This window comes from Ideonella azotifigens (genome assembly GCF_021043325.1).
GTDB lineage: Bacteria > Pseudomonadota > Gammaproteobacteria > Burkholderiales > Burkholderiaceae_C > Ideonella > Ideonella azotifigens.
Window position 1 is genome coordinate 48,727 of sequence record NZ_JAJNKD010000022.1, and the last position, 17,505, is coordinate 66,231.

The window sequence follows — 17,505 nt, forward strand, 5'->3', positions numbered from 1 at the left end:
GATTGCTGCACCATGAGGCACGCATGACGGCCGGCGTCCAGTCACGCTGAGTCACGCTGCTGTCGTTACGTTCGCTAACACTGCAGGCTTTAACGGAAGCTCGGGCGATTGGCTTTGCGCAATGGCCGGGCTTGCGCTGCATGAACCCCGATGCCATTCCCTGCAAGACCGAGCTCGCGCGCGAGTTGCTTCGCCAGCGCAATGCGCTGCCAAGGAGCCAGCGGCTGTTCCTGATCATGATCGACGGCCGACAGCCGCTGCGGCACTTCGCGCAAGCTGCCGCGCAGTTGGGCATCGGTGCTTCGGCTTTGAACAACCTCGTCAGCGACGGGCTACTGCAGTGGGGCGCCAACCAGCCGGCGCCGGGCCAGAAAGCCGCGGCACCGCTTCCCGCCGAACCCGAGCCACCCACGGCAAGCCCGCAGCGTGCACCCGCGCCCATGCCCTCGCTGGCGGCGGCCAAGATGTACGCCATGGATTTGGCGGCATTGATGCTGCCCGGGCAGGACGGCGCCATCCGGCAGGCCTCGCGCGCCGTGATTGGCCCAGGCGAGTTGCGAATCTGGCTGGGCGAGACCGCCCGCTTGATCGCCGAGCAGGCAGGCCCTCAACGGGCTGCGTTGTTCCTGGAGAAAGTCGGCGCGATGCTGCCGGATGACGCGAGGCTCAGCTGAGCGCCGAGGCATCTTGCTGGCGTATCGAACAGGCAGTCACCTTCGAAAGTCGCCGGCGGCCCTTCGTCGTGGCAGCCGTGTGACCCGTTTGGCTCAAGCGATGAGCCTGCGCGCCATGGCCTCGGCCACCGCATGCGCGCGGTTGCGTGCGCCCAGCTTGCGCTGGATGCTGCGCAGGTGGTTCTTCACCGTCAGCGGACTGATGCCCAGCAGTTCGCCGATCTGCGCATTGGCGTGTGAATCCCGCACGGCCGAGAGCACCTGCAACTCGCGCGCAGACAGCGCCGAGCCCTCGCCCACTGGCTGCCGGCGCGAGGCCAGCTGCGCCCCGCCCTCGGCGCGCATCCAGGCAAAGTGCAGGTAGGGCACCCAGAGCTCCAGCGCCGTCAGCGCGTCGGCCATGCAGGCCTCGCTGGCGGGCTGCTGGCTGACAAAGGCAAACAACAGCTCCGGCCCGCCACGCGACAGGCCCGTGTGCAGCGCATGCACGCGCAGGCTGCGAAAACCGGCCTCGCCCAGGCCTGCAAACAGCGGCTGGGCGGTATCGCCTTCGCGCCGGTTGCCCGGTGCCTCCAGCTGCGCCAGCGGGATCTGCAGCGCGCGTTCGTCACCGCGCTCCCACAGCTCGAGCAGGCGGCGCCACACTGGCGCGTCGGGGTCTGCCAACGAAAGTTTCAGTGCTTCGGGCAGCGGCACGCAGTTCAGCATGCGGGTCCGCCGCATGCCGCGGCCGCCGTCCATGCGGCACAAGGCCAGCTCGTGCGGCACGAAGCGATGAATGTGCAGCCGCAGCCAGACAAAGAACTGCTGCGGCGAGCCAATCGCATGCGCCGCTTCCATACCGCGCAGGAATGCATCGCCAAATTCCACTTGGCTGGACAGCGGTGGTCGCAATGAATTCATGGGCGACCGGTCGCCTGGACGCGCCGTTCGCAAGTTAGGTACTGCATTTGATGTCTCCTCCCGGAACGGGCGCGAGCTTAGGCCGCCAGCATGACCTTTACATGACGTTTACGCTTCTACAAACGCCAGCCTTATGCGCCTGCTGACGTGAAACCGTCATCGGCCGCAACGAAGATGCCCAGGCCTGCAAGATCCGGCCCCTTCGGCCCCAGCCCGTGACACCGCCCTCGCCCATCCCCCTGCAACCCTGGCACCGACAAGCCGGCACCGACTGGTACCGGCTGCAAGGCATCGACAGGTCCATGCTGGGTGCCCAGCAGCTTTACCTCGCCGGCAGCGAAGGCCTGATGCTGGCCGCCTCGCAAGCCGCGCTGGAACTGCGGGCCGACGACTGGCTGGGCAGCGGCACCCTGCGCAACAGCTTTTATGTCGAGCCCTGGGCCCAGCTCTCCACTGCGCGCGAACTGGCCCTGGTGCTGGACGCGCAGGGCAGCTTCCGGGTGCGCGTGATGCGCGCTTCGCGCGGGCAAACCCCGGTGGTGCTGCGCGAGCTGCATGTGGACAGCGCCTCGCGCAGCTGCCATGCACTGCCGCTGGGCTCGCTGTCGGCGCTGCCGGAAAACAGCCGCCTGTTCTGGCATGTGGACGCCATCGACGGCGCGCGCATCCACCAGGCCGCCTGGTGCACCCGCGCCCGGCCACGCGAGCGCCTGCGCCTGGCGGTGCTGCTGCGCACCTGGGGCCGCACGCACGAGCTGCAGGCCCAGTTGGAGCGGCTGGCGCAAGGTGCGCAGGAAGATCCCTTCCATGCCGAACTGCTGGGCCAGATGCAGTTCTGGGTGCTGGACACCAGTGCCGATGCCGGTGAACTCTGGCCTGCCACGCCCACCGCCGCACTGGGCCTGAACCTGCGGGTGCTCACCGGCCCGAACCTGGGCGGCGGCGGCAATGCCAGCCACCTGATCCACCAGTTGCTGCAGCACTGCGACGCCACGCCAAAAGAGGCACCTCAGGAAGTGCTGATCCTGGACGACGACCTGGTGCTGTCGATGGAGTCGCTGGCGCGGCACTTCATGGCCTGCGCCTACCGGGCAGTCGAACACGTGGCCAGCCTGCCGGTGCTGATGAAGAGCAAGCCCACGCAGGTCTGGGAAGACGGCGGTTTCTGGGGCCGGCTGAACTTCCACGCCCGCGGCGATTTCGGCCGCAAGCGCAACCTGTTCCCGCACCTGCTCAAGCATGGCCTGTCGCTTGAGAACTTCGCCCACCTGGACGAATTCGGCCCGCTGAACCACTGCGAATACACCACCTTCATCTTCTTCGCGCTGCCGCTGGCCACGCTGCGCCGCATCGGCCTGCCGGCGGCGTTTTTCCTGCGTGGCGACGACATCGAATTTTCGCTGCGCGCGCAGGCCGCCGGCGTGCCGGTGATCACCAACCCCAACCTCGCCGCCTGGCACGAGCCCGGCCATTCCTATGGCCAGGAGTACATGGCCATCCTGCATGCGGTGCTGATCAACCTGACGCATTCCGACGGTGGTGCAGCCGAGCTGGCGCGTTGGTTCGAGCAGCGCATGGTGGAGCACGGCTCGATCGACGACCTGGCCGGCATGCAGCTCTACCTGCGCGTGCTGGAAACCCTGCTGGACCGCGAAAGCCTGGTGCTGACGCCGCAGTTCGAGCAGCACTACCTGCGGGCCCTGCCGGCCTGCCTGGCCGCCCGCATGAGCCCGCTGCCGGAGGCCGACCGCCAGCGGCTCGAACGCGATGCGGGCGACAGCGGCGTGCTGCTGCGGCCATTTGTCTACCCCGGCTACCAGCCCGATGCCGCGCGCCACCGCGCGGTGGTGCTGGTCAATGGCGGCGCCGGCAGCTACCGCGAGCTGCCGCCGGTCACGCCTGCCGAGCGCCTGGCGCTGATGACGCGCTACCTGGCAGCACTCAGCCGCTGGGTGCAGGAATTCGATGCCTTGCAGCCGTTCTGGCAGCAGCGCCTGGCCGCTTCGGGCCGGGCCGAGTTCTGGTGCGAGGTGGCGCAGCAGCATGCCGCCGCCACGCAGCTGCTGGCCGAGACCAGCGCCCGCCGGCCAGCACCCGGCACCGGCCGCTGCGGCAACACACCGCTGGAAGCCTTGCCGGTGGCCAGCCGCAGCCATGAACCGGCGCTGCCGCAGGCGGTGCCGGTGCGCGAGCTGCGCCAGCGCATGGAGCGTGAGCTCGCCAACCTGACCCGCCTGCGCCGCCAGGCCGCAGGCAGCGAAGCCGAGGCCTCTTCCAGCGGGAGCCTGCGCGGCCTGGCCGGCTGGTGGCACGATTTGCGGCGCCCGACCGCCTCGCGCGGCAACCGCCGCCGAAGTGCCCACACGGAAGCGCCGCTGCCGGCCGATTTCGATCCCGCGCAATACCTCGCGCTGAACGCCGATGTGGCCCGCACCGGCATGGACCCTGGCCAGCACTACGCCCGCTTCGGCCGCGGCGAAGGCCGGCGCTACCGGCTGTGAGCCAGGCCACCCGCCCTCGCCTGGTGCTTCACATCGGCACCCACAAGACCGGCACCACCAGCCTGCAGCATGGCCTGGCCACCGCGCGCGAACGGCTGCTGCAGGACCACGGCCTGTTCTATCCGGACACCAGCCGACCGCCGCTGCCAGCACAGCCCAAGCACTGCTCGGTGTTCCGCGCCGCGATCTCGGACGACGCGCAGCTGCAGGACCGCGAGCGCAGCACGCTGATGCGGGAGTGGCAGGCCGCGGCAGCGCTGGGCGCGCACACGATGCTGATCAGCGAGGAGGGCCTGTCCGAACCGGTGCCACGCATCCCGGCGTTTTTCGCGCCGCTGGCGGACAGTTTCGACATCGAGGTGCTGTGCTACCTGCGCCGGCAGGACTTGTTTGCCGAATCGCTGTTCAACCAGTTCACGCGGGAAGTGCTGCGCCGCGAGGCCAGGCCGATGCTGGGCTTCGTTCGCGCCGAGGCCACGCGGGCGCGACTGGACTACCACGCCATGCTCTCGCGCTGGGCTGCGCTGCCGGCCCGGGTGCGGGTGTCGGACTTCGACGGCCCCGCCGTGCGCGAGATCGGGCTGCTGGCCTCGTTCGAACAATGCCTGGGCCTGCCGGCGCTGGACCTGCCCGGGGAGCAGGCCAATGTCTCGCCCGACATGCGGCTGGCGCTGCTGCTCAACCGCATGAACCGCATGCAGCTGGACTACGCGCTGCCGCCGCTGATGCGCGCCGCCGAGGCCCTGGCACGCGACGGCTTGCCGGCCAGGAGGCACCTGCTGGGCCGCCACGAGCGCCAGCAGCTGCTGGCCGATTTCGCAGGCTGCAACCAGCGCCTGGCCGAGGACTTCGGCGTGCGCTTCGGCGATTCGCTGCCTGCTGGCGAAGGCGAAGAAGCCACCGAGGACCTGGAACTGCCCTTCCTGCTGCGCCTGCTGGAACAGCTCTCGCAGCGGGCAGCGCACAAGCCGGGTGCGGCGGCATAGACCTTCGCGCCAGAGGCGGTCACGGCGTGGTCATGAACGGGGCCGGCCAAGTCAGCGAAAATACCGGGTTTTCCCGCGCCGCCGTCACTGCTGTACCCCATGAGCCTGTTCCTTCCTGCCGCCGCCCAGCGCGTCGCCTCCCCCCGCCACAGGCGTGGACTTCTGCCGCTGCTGTCGGCGTGCCTGGTCGGCCTGACCGGACTGTGCGGTGTCCAACCGGCCCGGGCGGAAGCCATCACAGGCGCCGGCTCGTCGGCCGCAGCACCGGTCTACCGCATCTGGGGCGCCGAGTACGCCAGGGAAAAGGGCGACACGCTGAGCTACGAGCCAGTCGGCTCGGGCGCGGGCATGGCCCGCATTGCCAAGCGCGACGTGGACTTCGGCGCCTCGGACGTGATGACCAGCGCCGAGGACCTGAAGAAAAACGACCTGGTGATGTTCCCCACGGTGATCACCGGCGTGGTGCCGGTGGTCAACCTGCCGCGCATCGGGCCAAACGCGCTGAAGCTGGACGGCCCGCTGCTGGCCCGCATCTTCCTCGGCCAGGTCACGCAGTGGGATGCGCCGGAGCTGAAGGCGCTGAACCCGGAGCTGAAGCTGCCTTCGTTGGCGATCAGGCTGGTAGTGCGGGCCGATGGCTCGGGCACGACCTGGCACTTCGCCGACTACATGGCCCGCGTCAGCCCGGAATGGAAGCAGCGCCGCGGCGTGGCCAACCATTTCGACTGGCCGGCAGGCGCACTGGCGGTCAAGGGCAGCAGCGCCGTCTCCGAGACGCTGCGCGCGACCTCCGGCGCAATTGCTTACATCGACTACAACTATGTACTGGACGATGGCCTGGCCGGCGTGATGCTGAAAAACGCCGAAGGGCAGTTCGTCGCCCCTGGCGTCGAGGGCTTTCGCGAAGCGGTGACCCACAGCACCTGGTACAGCAACGGCGACTTCTCGGCGCCGATCAACAACATGCGCGGCCAGCGCACCTGGCCCATCACGATGGGCACCTACATTGCCGTGCCGCGCGTGGCCCAGCAGACCGAGCGGGCGGAACGCGCCCTGCAGTTCGTCACCTGGGCTTACCTGCACGGCGACGCGCTGGCCCGCCAGGCCAAGTTCGTGCCGCTGCCCGACAAGGTGCAGGCCAGCGCCTACCGCGAAATTTCCAAGGTGACAGGCGCCAAGGGCGAAATGCTGGGCGTGAAGTTGATTGGCCGGCTGCTCAACTGATTTTCCCTGCGGCAGGCCTGGCAAAGGGAACAGGCCCGCCCTGGCCGATTGGCCGGGACAGGCACTTTGGGGGCCACAGCCTGGGGAGACTGGCCCTATGATGATTGCCACAAGACCTGAGCGCCCCTGCCCTCCCCTTGGAGCGAGACAACACCCGCCAACCGGGTGCGTTCCATTGCCCGCGAACATCGCCGGCACGCCATGTGCTGCGGTTCGCGCAACGAAACCCGCCGCGTATCCACGAAGGAGTTTCCATGCACTTCCAGGCTGAATTGAACGGTGAAGCGGTCTTCGCCCGCACGCCCGAAGGCCAGCAACAGGTGATCGACAGCCACCTCGAACTGGCCGAGCCGCTGCGCCGCCTGCTGCTGCTGGTCAATGGCTACACGCCGCTGGCCCACCTGGCCGACCTGCTGGACGCCGAGGCTGCCGCCAAATGGCCAACCGCCCAGAGCAGCGTGCCCGACAGCGTGCAGGCGCTGCTGCAAAAGGGGCTGATCACCCAGGTCGACCCGGCCACGCAGGACCCCGTCTCGACGATCTCGCCAGCCTTCATGCCTTGAGCGCGCAGACCCATCGCAACCTGGGCCAGCCCTGAGAGGCTGAGACCTGGCGCTGCCGATGGTCACGGCCAGCGGCAGCAGCATCCGGGTCCGCACGCAGGGCCAGATCGAGCAAGAGGAAGGCCGGCCGGCGCGCCTGAGCGCCTCCGTTCTTGATGCGCATCAACGCGCCCGGGGTTCCGGTGTTCATGATGGGACGCTGCGCTGTTCCATTCGCGCCCAACCGGAGGCCCTCGCCATGAAGCACATCCTCGTCCACCTCGACGCATCGACCCGCTCGGCCGACCGGCTCACGCTGGCCCAGGGGCTGGCGCGTGAACACCAGGCGGCGCTGACTGCGCTGTACGCCGTGGTGCCCACGCTGCTGGCCCTGCCGTTTGCCGGCGCAGCGGGCGCCGAATCGGCCTATGCCGTGTTCGAACAGCTGGACCGGGAACAGCGCGGCCGTGCGCGCGCACTGTTCGAGCGCCAGTTGCCTGCGGGCACCATGGCCTGGGCCGAGACCGGCAACGAGCTTTTCGAATCCACCGTGCTGCAGCATGCGCTGCTGGCCGATCTGCTGGTGCTCGGCCAGGTCGACCCGCAGGACGGCATGGCCGGCGCCGTGCCGCCCGGCTTCATCGCCACGCTGCTGACCGACAGCGGCAAGCCGGCGCTGATCCTGCCGCACACCGGCCGCTTCCAGCCCATCGGGCGCGAGGTGCTGCTGGCATGGAAGCCCACGCGCGAGGCCGCCCGCGCGGCGACCGCGGCCCTGCCCTGGCTGCGCCAGGCCAAGTCCATCCACCTGGCCTGCGACACCGCGACACGCGACGCCGACCGGGTCGGCAGTGCAGCCGTCGAACGCTGGCTGCGGCTGAACGGCGTGACCGCCCCGATGGCCGTGCACGGCCTGCCCGAGCAGCAGGTGGGAGAAGCCTTGCTGTCGCTGGCAGCCGATGCCTCGGCCGACCTGCTGGTCATGGGCTGCTACGGCCACAACCGCCTGCGCGAATGGGTGCTGGGCGGCGCCACCCGCACCGTGCTGGACTCGATGACCCTGCCGGTTTTGATGGCCCACTGATGGAGAACACAATGAACCAGGCAACAGACAACCCGTCGACAGACGCTTCCCTCGGGACGCTGCGCGAACTGCTGAGCTTCCGCCGCAGCGAACTGCAGTCGGCCGTGCAGGCGGCCGATCTGGCGCGGCAACAACAGCGGGAGCAGGCGGCACCGGATGTCATGGACCAAAAGGACCTGGGCGAGGTCGAGGTCGAAGCCCACCTGGTGCAGGCGCATGAGGACCGCGACCGTTTCGAGCTGCGCCAGGTCGACCAGGCCTTGCAGCGCATGTCCGAAGGCCGCTTCGGCAACTGCGTCGACTGCGGCGAACCCATCGGCATGCCGCGGCTGCTGGTGCAACCTGCCGCCCAGCGCTGCACGCGCTGCGAAACCGCGCATGAAGCACGTGCCCATGGCGGCTGAGCGGGCCGCTGCCTGCCCGGCCCGTCATCGGCACTATCATCGCGGCCCATGAGCACACTTCAAGAACTTCTGGCCCAAAAAGCCGCGCTGGACAAGCAGATCACTGAAATGCAGACCGGCGCCCGCGCCGATGCAATCGGCAAGATCAAGTCGCTGATGGCCGAATACGGCCTGACGGTGGACGACATCGCTGCCGCCGGCCGCAAGCCCGCTGGCGCCAAGGTGCCGAGCGAAGGCCGCGCCAAGGTCGCTGCGAAGTACCGCGACGCCGCCACCGGCCAGGAATGGTCCGGCCGCGGGCTCAAGCCGCGCTGGTTGACGGCCGCGATCAACAGCGGCAAGTCGCTGGAAGACTTCGCGGTCTGAACCTCCCGGTCCCTCAACTTCCTTGCGTCCTGCGAGCCGCCCGGCCATGCCGCGGCTCGCCTCACTGCCTGATCTCAGGCCAGGCCTGCTTCAGGCCTTTGACGACAACACGCCCGCATAGGTGAGCGAGCTGCTCGCCGCGGACAGCGAGAACGTGGCCGGTGTCGCATCCTGCTGCGCCAGCAGCGAGCTGTACATCGACATCACATTGCCGGAGGCACCGGCATAGCGCGCAGCCTGCGAAATCGCGGCGCTCTGCCGGATGGTGGCGGACAGCGCGCTGGCCTCGGTGGACAGCGCGCTCAGGCGCGACGAGAAGCCCGGCTTGCTGGCATCGGCCTTGAGGAAGGCTGCCACGGCAGCCTTGTCCTTGTCGCTGCCTTCCACCGTCAGCCCGCCCTTGGCGTCCACCGAAAACGCAACCGGGCCGCTCAACGTGACGCCAGCCTTGGCCATCGCGGCCCGCATGTCGGTGGCCAGCGCGGTCTGCTTCTGGTCAAGCTTTTGTTGCGCGCTGGTGGACTTGAAGCTTTTCGAGGCGGCGGCAAGCGACGCGGCCGCAGCCGCCTTGGCAGCCACCGTGGCGGGCGTTGCCGCAGCGTTGGCGCTGTCGGTGCTGCTGCCCGTCGTGCCGGCAGCACCGCTCGCCTTCGCAAGCAAGGCATTGATGTAAGCGGACATGCCTGCGCCACCCCCGATGCTGCTGAAGTTCATGGAGAAGAATCCTGTCGCTGGAGGCCTGGCCTCGGAACCCCGGATGCTGCCGCCGGCATGCGTCGGCAATGCCTGGAAAAGCCCAGGCAGCAATGCGCTTTTCGGCGCAGCAGGTTCCTCGCCGTGGCGCTCGGCCTGCGCATGTGGCGCATGCCTGGACCATCACAGTCGTTCGATGATGGTCACGTTCGCGAGGCCGCCGCCTTCGCACATGGTCTGCAGGCCGTAGCGCGCGCCGCGGCGCTGCAGCGCATGCACCAGCGTTGTCATCAGCTTGGTGCCCGAGGCGCCCAGCGGGTGGCCCAGCGCAATCGCCCCACCGTGCACGTTGAGCCGTGCCGGGTCGGCCTCCAGTGCCTTCAGCCAGGCCAGCGGCACCGAGGCAAAGGCCTCGTTGACCTCGAACAGGTCAATCTCGTGGATGCCCAGGCCGGCGCGCTGCAACGCCCGCTGCGTGGCCGGCAGCGGGGCTTCCAGCATGATCACCGGGTCATGCCCCATCACGCTCATGTAGTGGATGCGTGCCAGCGGCTTCACACCCAGCGCCTTCAGTCCACGCTCGTTGACCACCAGCACACCCGAGGCGCCATCGCAGATCTGCGAGGCGCTGGCCGCGGTCAACAGCCCGCCGTCAGGCTGGATGGTCTTGACTTCCGCGAAGCCCTCGCGCGTCACGCTGAAGCGGATGCCTTCGTCCACGCGATGCAGCTCACCCAGGTCGCCCTGCTCCGCATTGCGCGCCGCCACGGCCACCACCTCGGCGTCGAACGCGCCGCCCTGGCTGGCAGCAATCGCACGCAGGTGACTCTGGTACGCGTAGTCGTCCAGCGCCTCGCGCGACAGGCCGTATTTCTGCGCGATGCGCTCGGCGCCGCTGAACTGGCTGAATTCCACGCCGGGGTAGCGGCGCTGCATGGCCTCGCTGACATAGGTGCCCAGCCCGTTCCTGGCCGGCAGCGTCATCGGCAAACCCATGGGCACGCGGCTCATGCTCTCGACGCCAGCGGCGATCACCGCGTCCATGCTGCCGGACATCACCGCCTGCGCCGCGAAGTGCAGCGCCTGCTGCGACGAACCGCACTGCCGGTCCACCGTGGTGCCGGGCACAGCCTCGGGCAGCGAAGACGACAGGATCGCATTGCGTGCCACGTTGGCAGCCTGCTGGCCGGCCTGGCCCACGCAACCCATGATCACGTCGTCGATGGCGGCCGGGGCGATGCCCGAACGCGCGACCAGCGCGTCCAGCACCTGGGCTGCCAGGTCCGCCGGGTGCCAGCCAGACAGGCGGCCGTTGCGCCTGCCGCCCGCCGTTCGCGCCGCTGCGACGATGAATGCTTCTGCTGCCACGGGATGTCTCCTTGCGTTGTTCGTTGTCGAGGACTCATGCGAATGGCGCCATCGAGGCGCACGCAATCGCCATTGAAGTAGCCGTTGCTGATCATGGTCTCGGCCAGCTGAGCGTACTCTGCCTGCCGGCCCAGGCGCTTAGGGAAAGGCACCGAGCCCGCACTGCCTTGGGCAGCCAACCCCGAGTGGCAGCAACTGCTGGAGAAACCGCGCAATGTCGGTGAACGCGCGGCCCGGTGGGCGCAGGGTCAGCGTTCGAGCAGCATGCCTTGCAGGGCCTCGAAGGCTGCCGAGACATAGCCGCGACGATGCAGCAGCAAGGTGTCGACCTGCGCCAGCGGCTGGGTGCGCAGGCCGGGAGGCTTGCGCTGCAATTCCAGCACCGAACGCGGCGCCACGCCGACGCTGGTGCCCGCCGCCACGCAGGCGAAGATGGCGTGGTACGAGCCCAGCTCCAGCACCCGCATGCCCGGTTTGCCGGCCAGCCATTGCTGCGCCATCCGCCGGTAGGTGCAACCCGGCTCCAGCGCTGCAAGGCTGCTGACCTGCAGTTGCCCGGCGCAGTCGACCTCGGGATGCTCGGCCGGCAGCAACAGCAGCAGTTCCTCCTGGAACACCGCACGGGCCTCCAGGCTGTCATCCAGCGCCACGCCAAGCACCGCCGTGTCGGCGACGAGGGCGCAGTCCAGCTGGTGGCCCAGCAGCTGCTCGATCAGGCTGGCCGAAGGCGCCATCTGCAGCTCGAGCGCCACCTCCGGCCAACGCTTGTGATATCGCGCCAGCAAGCCCGGCAGGCGGCTCGCCGCCGTGCTTTCCATGGTTCCGACGCGCAGGCGGCCTTTCGGGTTTTGCGGCTGCAGCGCCGCCTTGGCCTCGGCGGCAAGGGCCAGCAGGCGCTGGGCATAGGTCTGGAACAGCTGGCCTTCGGGGGTTAGCGTCATGCGCTTGCCTTCGCGCAAGAACAAGGCGGTGCCCAGCTGCTCTTCCAGCTGCCGCAGCCGTGTCGTGACGTTCGACTGCGCGCGCTGAAGACGGTCAGCCGCCCGCGTGACGCTCAGCTCGTCGGCCACGACGCAAAAGATGTCCAGCGAAGAAAGATCCATGAAATGTTCTCAAAATAAGATTGATAGCAAGATATCAATCTCTCAATTGGTATTATCACCGACGGCGACACCGCCGCCTACTCAATCCCGGAGTCCCCATCATGAGCGCCTGGCCCGACACCCGCCTTCTCGATCTGTTCGGCATCGATCTGCCCATCCTGCAAGCGCCGATGGCCGGCCCCTCGCTGCACGAGATGGTGATTGCCGTGACCCAGGCGGGCGGCCTGGGCGCCTTGCCTTGCGCGCTGCTGAGCGAGGCGCAGGCGCGCAACGAGCTCGCGCTGATCCGTGCGCAGACCACCGGCCCGTTCAACATCAACTTCTTCTGCCACCAGGCACCGCAGCCGGATGCTGCGCGCGAGGCCGCCTGGCGGGCCCACCTGCGCCCGTTCTACCTGGAACTGGGCCTAGACCCCGAGGCGCCGGTCCCGGTCTCCAATCGCAACCCCTTCGACGCGGCGATGTGCGCGCTGGTCGAAGAATGCCGGCCGGCGGTCGTGAGCTTTCACTTCGGGCTGCCCGCGCCGGATCTGCTCGCGCGCGTCAAGGCCACCGGGGCCAAGGTGATCTCCTCCGCGACGACGGTGGCGGAAGCGCGCTGGCTGGAGGCGCATGGGGTGGACGCCATCATTGCCCAGGGCTTCGAGGCCGGCGGCCATCGCGGCGTCTTCCTGCACGACGAAGTGCACAGCCAGCTGGGCACATTCGCGCTCGTGCCGCAGGTGGTCGACGCGGTCAAGCTGCCGGTGATCGCCACCGGCGGCATCACCGATGCACGCGGCGTCGCGGCAGCCTTCATGCTGGGCGCCGCCGCCGTGCAGGTCGGCACGGCCTACCTCTACACCCCGGAAGCCAAGCTGCCGGCCGCGCACCGGGCGGCCTTGCACAGCCCGCAAGTCGAGACCACCGCGCTGACCAATCTCTTCACCGGCCGGCCGGCACGCGGCATTGTCAACCGCCTGATGCGTGAGCTGGGTCCGCTGTCGCCGCTGGCACCAGCCTTCCCTTTGGCCGGTGGCGCGCTGGCGCCGCTGCGTGCCGCCGCGGAGGCAAAGGGCTCGGGCGATTTCATGTCCTTGTGGTCAGGCCAGGCCGCTGCGCTCGGGCGCGAGATGGGTGCCAGCGAACTCACCCAGCGCCTGGCCAACGAGGCCCTGGCACTGCTCAAGCGCTAGTCCACCCGCATGCAAGCCTCGAGGTCGAAAGATGAACCTGTCCCAGCCGATCATTGTTGATCTGGTCCACGAGAGCCCGGTGGTTCGACACGGCCTGGCCGCCATGATCCGCATGTCCACCCAGCTGAAACTGGGGCGGGAAGCGGCGACCGCCGACGAACTGCTGACGGCCATCTCCGACGCCCGCCCCGGGGTGATCCTGGCAAGTCAGCCGGCGGGCGCCGAGGTGCTGCGTCGCAAGCGTGCGGACCGGGACCTCCCACTGATCCTGGTGGCGGTCGCGTTCGCGGCCATGTCGGCGATCCTGACCAAGCTCTCGGCCAGGAGCCGGACCGAAGCCGTCTTCATCGCCAACCGAACCGGCATGCTTCACAAAGCCGCATCTTCAGGCGGGCGGGACGGCCCGATGAGCACAAAGCCTGTCGACGTCTGGGACGGCGCCGAAAGGCGCGTTCGCGGCGCGTGATCTTCGCCCCGTCAAGCCCGCATTCCGTCGCCGCGCGCGTCTATCGAGACTCGGTCAACGGAATGATCCGCCTGGCGGAATTGGCCGGCTTGGCCTTCTCCAGCGCGTACTCCCGCGCCTCCAGCGTCGGCCCGAGGAAGGTCTTCAGGCTCTGCCCCTCGCGCACTCGAACGGTCTTGAACATGAATTCAAAAACTTCGCGCAGCCAAGTTCGGCGCCCCATCTCCGAGTACCAGCGCATGGATTGCCGGAAGACAGCATCGGGGTGACCCAAGAGTCGGTACAACGCCTTGGGGCGAAGCTGCAGGATCAGCTCGATGGACTTGAACCAGAGGAACAGGCGCCACGGCGGCATGTGGCGAGTGGCCAGCACCTGGTGCTTGTAGTCCCAGCGGCGGGTGTCGGTCTGGATGACCTGGCGGTGCTCGGCGGTCTTGTAGAACGGCGTCCAGCGGTGCGGCGTCAGGTACAGCAGCTGGATCTGGTCCGGGTCGTAGCGCAACAGGTGGCGCAGGGAACGCCAGAGGTCCACGTCACGTTCCTCCTCGAACCCGACGACGTAGGTCGCCATCGAGATGATGCCGTGCTGGCGCATCAGTTGGATCGCTTGCCGGTCCTCATGCACGCTGGCGCCCTTGCGGATTTGCGTGAGCGTGGCTTCGCTGTAGGCCTCGATGCCCAGCAGGAAGCGAATGACCCCGGCCTGCCGGTACAGGTGCAGGATATCGGCATCCCGGACGATGTCGCCTGCCCGCGTGGAGCCGACCAGCAGCACCGGCACGTTCTCGGCAATCAAGGCCTCCAGGAAAGTGCGCCACATCCGACGCGAACCCGTAGGCAGTTCATCGGCGAAGTTGATCAGCTCCACGCCGTGCTCGCGATGCAGCCTGCCGATCTCCCTGGCCAGCTTCACCGGGTCCCGGTGGCGCCACTGCGTCCAGTACCCGCGCTGCCCGCAGTAGTTGCACAGGTACGGGCAGCCGCGTGAGAACTGCAGGACGACTGCGCGCTTGCCACCCCAGTAAGAGTAGCTGCTGTGGTCAATCAGCTCCCAGCCAATGCGATGTTCGTCCAGGTTGCGGATCATGTAGGCCGCCGGGGTTTCAACCACCTTCGCCGAGTCCTGCGGGTCGCGAAAGGCAATGCCACGCACCGCGTGCAGGTCGCCCTGCGCCTTCAGCGTCCGCATCAGGTCAACGACGGTTTGCTCGCCCTCTCCGCGCACGATGATGTCGATGCATGGGCTGTCCCTCAGGATCTCGTCCCAGTGATAGGTGGGATGCACGCCGCCATAGACGATGATGAGGTCGGACAGCCGCTGCTTGAGGGCACCGCACAGCGCGACCACGGTGGCGTGTGCGGAGCTGGAGCCCGAATGACCCAGCATCACCACATCCGGCTCTCGGTTGGCCGCTTCTTCGACGATGCGATTCAGCGGCATGTCCGACAGGTCCGCATCGATCAGTGCCACCGCGAAACCGGCGTCAATCAACGGCCCGCCGATGCAGAGCAGCCCCAGCGGTGGCAAATGGTCGTCCGGAATCCGGCTGCCAATGGCCGTGTGCGGCGGGTTGATCAAGACGACCTTCATCGATTCCTCCTGCGCGCCGTCCCCGGTACATGATCGCCCTGGGGTGTCGGTTGCTGTGCGCTGGAGTGTGCGGACCTTCGGTGAGGTCAGTGTGAAGTCCTGCAGGCAGGTCAAGGCATGCCGGTGCCCGCATGCAGCGCGCTGGCCGGCCGCGCAGCCAGCCATGCCCAGTCGGCCGAGGCGGCCTGGCGAGGCGTCATCGAGGCCTCAATGTGCCACTGCCTGCGCTTGGGCCATTGGCATTGGGCGACCGAGGTGGAAGCCCTGGCCTCGCGTGATGCCCAGGCGCTTGAGTGTCTCGAGTTCGGCTGGCGTTTCGATGCCTTCGGCAACGATGCTGCAACCCGTTTCAAAGGCAAATCCGTGCAGCGCGGCCGCCAGCGCGCGTCGCGAAGGATCGGCGTCGATCGAACGGGTGATGCTGGTGTCGAGCTTCACGATCTGGGGTTGGAGATTGAGGATGTGCCTGAAGCTCGCGTAGCCGGCGCCAGCATCGTCAATGGCAATGCGCAAACCGGCCTTCTGCAGCGGCCTCATCACGGCCACGATGTCCTCGTAGCGCTCGACGGCATGGTGCTCGGTGACCTCCAGGACGACGCGGTGCAGCGGCAAATCCTGCAGCGCATCAGCGATCCGGCCCTTGACGATCATCTCGGGCGACGCATTCACAGCCACATAAACCTCGGCAGGCAGAACCTTGAGCGCAGTCAGGGCCATGCGGATGGCCTTCGATTCCAACTCCAGCTCCCGCCCCACCCAGGCAGCCTCGGCAAACCAGACATCGGGCGTGCGATAGGGCTCAGAGGAAAAGCGGGCAAGCGATTCGAAACCGACGACCCGATCGTCGATGACGTCGTAGATCGGTTGGTAGACCATCCCGAGCCCGCCCGATTCAAAAACCCTGTCGATCTGCCGCTCGATCGTCTGGATCGCCTTGTGCTTCGACAAGTCTGCATCGACCTGCTCTGCGACCATTTCGGCAAAGACTCGCATCATGCCCAGATCGCGATCATTCAAGGTTTCATTGGCCGCATGACTGAAGCAGCAGAACGTGCCGTACACACGCCCGTCGTGAAGCCGGATGGGCACGCTCATGTGGGCGCCCACCGGCAACGCGCGTGTCGCCGGCAAGCTGAGCGCCTCGGCGTTCATGCAGGCATCGGTCATGAGCTCCGGCAGCCTGCCATCGACGACACGTTGGCAGTAGCTGTCTTCCACGGGGTCGGAATTGCCCGGCTGGACAAACCCGTCCGGGTTTCGCGCATCGACATGGCGAAAGAAGCGGCGCCCCCCGACGATTTCGGAGACGAAAGCGACCTCCATGCCCAAATGCGTCCGGATGGCATTCAGGATGCGGGCCACGGCGGGTCCTGCGTCATCGTCCGACATCGATGGCCCGCAGGCCGATCCGGCAACCGCGGCGGCAAGTAGTTTGTTCAACTGCAGCTCCCTAAAACAGCAGTCATGCCGCGCACTTCAGGACAAGCATCATGTCTGGTTTGGCGGCGCCGCACCGATGTTCTCACAGCAGCTGGCCCGCCTGTGAAGAATGGACTTGAGGTATTTCCTCTCGACAGATCGAAGAAAACAGGACTCAGGATTTGCCTGCGCCTGATGGACTGCGGCCATACCGCACGAGGCATTTGTGAGGCGGTCGCGAAATGGGTACAGGACATGGCGAATTCGCCCCGGCAAGCACACCAGCGCTCGCCCTCATCGGCCGAAGAACCTCCAGTGCCCTTCCGAGACAATTTCCACGCAGCCGTCCACCACCTTGAGGGCAGTCTGGTCATCGATGGCGTATGACGGGCAGCCGAGGCTGGCCGCCCACTTTTCCGCGCATGCCATGGTGTTGTCCGGGAAGCTCGGGTAGTCCAGGTGAGGAAAGATCGAGAAGTCGACCATCCCGAGCGCAATGTCGTCACCGGTGATGGAGGGCTTGGTCGAGACGAAGTCCACCCCGACCCGCGGCGTCATCACCATGCTTCCCGCGCTCAGGCCCACCCAGACCATCTCTGGCAGCAAGGGGAGAAGGTCCGCAAGCCCGGACTGCCGCATCCAGTGACAGAGGTACATCGGGTCGCCGCCATTGACCAGCAACACGTCCGCCTGCCGCACCCACGATTCCCAGCGTGCCTTGTCGATGCTGGGCAGCGCCGTGAGTTCCAGCAGCCCGATGGACCGCCACCCAAGTTCACACATCGGCGTGTCCAGCTCCTTGCCAGCCACGAAATGCCAGGCCATGTCAGGCGTGACACGCGGATGCCCGTATCCCGCTGTCGGGATGCAAAGGGCGCGGCAGTCGGCGATCGGTTTGCCCAGCAGTTCGAGCAGCGCGCCGTGAATGCTCGGGTTCTTGATGCCTGCGGAAGTCAGGAGTAGTTTCATGGTGCCCTTTCCAAAGCCTGGCCGACCGGGCCAGTCA

General features: G+C 67.6%; 17 protein-coding genes and 1 pseudogene. 10 read left to right on the top strand and 8 right to left on the bottom strand.

Going from position 1 to position 17,505, the window contains the following annotated elements; translation table 11 throughout:
- Window positions 1-140 precede the first annotated feature (140 nt).
- Window positions 141-674: a hypothetical protein gene (locus LRH25_RS29170; RefSeq protein WP_141288084.1), complete on the top strand. Its 534-nt coding sequence runs from the start codon at window positions 141-143 to the stop codon at window positions 672-674.
- Window positions 675-767: 93 nt separating this feature from the next.
- Here the strand turns inward: LRH25_RS29170 and LRH25_RS29175 are convergent, their stop codons facing one another.
- Window positions 768-1,577, bottom strand: coding sequence for a helix-turn-helix transcriptional regulator (locus LRH25_RS29175; protein WP_141288083.1), 810 nt, complete (start codon window positions 1,575-1,577; stop codon window positions 768-770).
- Window positions 1,578-1,792: 215 nt separating this feature from the next.
- Between LRH25_RS29175 and LRH25_RS29180 the strand changes: the two genes are divergently transcribed.
- The 7 genes from LRH25_RS29180 (at window position 1,793) to LRH25_RS29210 (ending at window position 8,684) form a co-directional block, all read left to right on the top strand.
- Window positions 1,793-4,078, top strand: coding sequence for a hypothetical protein (locus tag LRH25_RS29180; RefSeq protein ID WP_231013031.1), 2,286 nt, complete (start codon window positions 1,793-1,795; stop codon window positions 4,076-4,078).
- Window positions 4,075-5,064: a hypothetical protein gene (locus LRH25_RS29185; protein ID WP_141290239.1), complete on the top strand. Its 990-nt coding sequence runs from the start codon at window positions 4,075-4,077 to the stop codon at window positions 5,062-5,064. The genes LRH25_RS29180 and LRH25_RS29185 overlap by 4 nt, the downstream gene beginning before the upstream one ends.
- Window positions 5,065-5,163: 99 nt before the next feature.
- Window positions 5,164-6,288 carry a phosphate ABC transporter substrate-binding protein PstS gene (pstS, locus tag LRH25_RS29190; protein WP_141290240.1) on the top strand — a complete coding sequence of 375 codons (1,125 nt, stop codon included), beginning with the start codon at window positions 5,164-5,166 and terminating at the stop codon, window positions 6,286-6,288.
- Between the two features lie 254 nt (window positions 6,289-6,542).
- Entirely contained in the window at window positions 6,543-6,851 is a 309-nt protein-coding gene (locus LRH25_RS29195; protein WP_141290241.1) for a hypothetical protein, read from the top strand.
- Between the two features lie 238 nt (window positions 6,852-7,089).
- A complete protein-coding gene (locus tag LRH25_RS29200; RefSeq protein WP_231013032.1) occupies window positions 7,090-7,914 on the top strand; it encodes a universal stress protein in 825 nt (274 codons plus the stop codon).
- A gap of 11 nt (window positions 7,915-7,925) precedes the next feature.
- A complete protein-coding gene (locus LRH25_RS29205) occupies window positions 7,926-8,318 on the top strand; it encodes a TraR/DksA family transcriptional regulator (RefSeq protein ID WP_141287103.1) in 393 nt (130 codons plus the stop codon).
- 48 nt (window positions 8,319-8,366) lie between these two features.
- Window positions 8,367-8,684 (top strand): H-NS histone family protein, encoded by a 318-nt coding sequence (locus LRH25_RS29210; RefSeq protein WP_141287105.1) that lies wholly within the window; start codon window positions 8,367-8,369, stop codon window positions 8,682-8,684.
- 90 nt (window positions 8,685-8,774) lie between these two features.
- On the opposite strand, the gene LRH25_RS29215 is transcribed toward LRH25_RS29210, so the two are convergent.
- The 4 genes and pseudogenes from LRH25_RS29215 to LRH25_RS29230 form a co-directional block, all read right to left on the bottom strand.
- A complete protein-coding gene (locus LRH25_RS29215) occupies window positions 8,775-9,398 on the bottom strand; it encodes a hypothetical protein (protein WP_141287107.1) in 624 nt (207 codons plus the stop codon).
- A gap of 162 nt (window positions 9,399-9,560) precedes the next feature.
- Window positions 9,561-10,745 carry an acetyl-CoA C-acetyltransferase gene (locus LRH25_RS29220; RefSeq protein ID WP_141287109.1) on the bottom strand — a complete coding sequence of 395 codons (1,185 nt, stop codon included), beginning with the start codon at window positions 10,743-10,745 and terminating at the stop codon, window positions 9,561-9,563.
- A gap of 26 nt (window positions 10,746-10,771) precedes the next feature.
- Window positions 10,772-10,906: pseudogene (locus LRH25_RS29225) on the bottom strand (3-hydroxy-2-methylbutyryl-CoA dehydrogenase); the annotation flags it as partial.
- An 87-nt stretch (window positions 10,907-10,993) separates the two neighbouring features.
- Window positions 10,994-11,848, bottom strand: coding sequence for a LysR family transcriptional regulator (locus tag LRH25_RS29230; protein WP_141287111.1), 855 nt, complete (start codon window positions 11,846-11,848; stop codon window positions 10,994-10,996).
- Window positions 11,849-11,949: 101 nt separating this feature from the next.
- On the opposite strand from LRH25_RS29230, the gene LRH25_RS29235 reads away from it, so the two are divergent.
- Both LRH25_RS29235 and LRH25_RS29240 read left to right on the top strand, forming a co-directional pair.
- A complete protein-coding gene (locus LRH25_RS29235; protein ID WP_141287113.1) occupies window positions 11,950-13,023 on the top strand; it encodes an NAD(P)H-dependent flavin oxidoreductase in 1,074 nt (357 codons plus the stop codon).
- A 31-nt stretch (window positions 13,024-13,054) separates the two neighbouring features.
- Window positions 13,055-13,489, top strand: coding sequence for a helix-turn-helix domain-containing protein (locus LRH25_RS29240; RefSeq protein ID WP_141287115.1), 435 nt, complete (start codon window positions 13,055-13,057; stop codon window positions 13,487-13,489).
- A gap of 40 nt (window positions 13,490-13,529) precedes the next feature.
- Here LRH25_RS29240 and bchE read toward each other — a convergent pair whose 3' ends face one another.
- The 3 genes from bchE to LRH25_RS29255 form a co-directional block, all read right to left on the bottom strand.
- The gene (bchE, locus tag LRH25_RS29245; protein WP_231013033.1) at window positions 13,530-15,194 is read right to left on the bottom strand and encodes a magnesium-protoporphyrin IX monomethyl ester anaerobic oxidative cyclase; all 1,665 of its coding nucleotides are present in this window, start codon (window positions 15,192-15,194) and stop codon (window positions 13,530-13,532) included.
- 93 nt (window positions 15,195-15,287) lie between these two features.
- Window positions 15,288-16,520 (bottom strand): sensor domain-containing phosphodiesterase, encoded by a 1,233-nt coding sequence (locus LRH25_RS29250; protein WP_231013034.1) that lies wholly within the window; start codon window positions 16,518-16,520, stop codon window positions 15,288-15,290.
- Window positions 16,521-16,793: 273 nt separating this feature from the next.
- Window positions 16,794-17,468, bottom strand: a complete 675-nt coding sequence (locus LRH25_RS29255) for a Type 1 glutamine amidotransferase-like domain-containing protein (RefSeq protein WP_141287127.1) — start codon at window positions 17,466-17,468, stop codon at window positions 16,794-16,796.
- Between the last annotated feature and the right edge of the window lie 37 nt (window positions 17,469-17,505).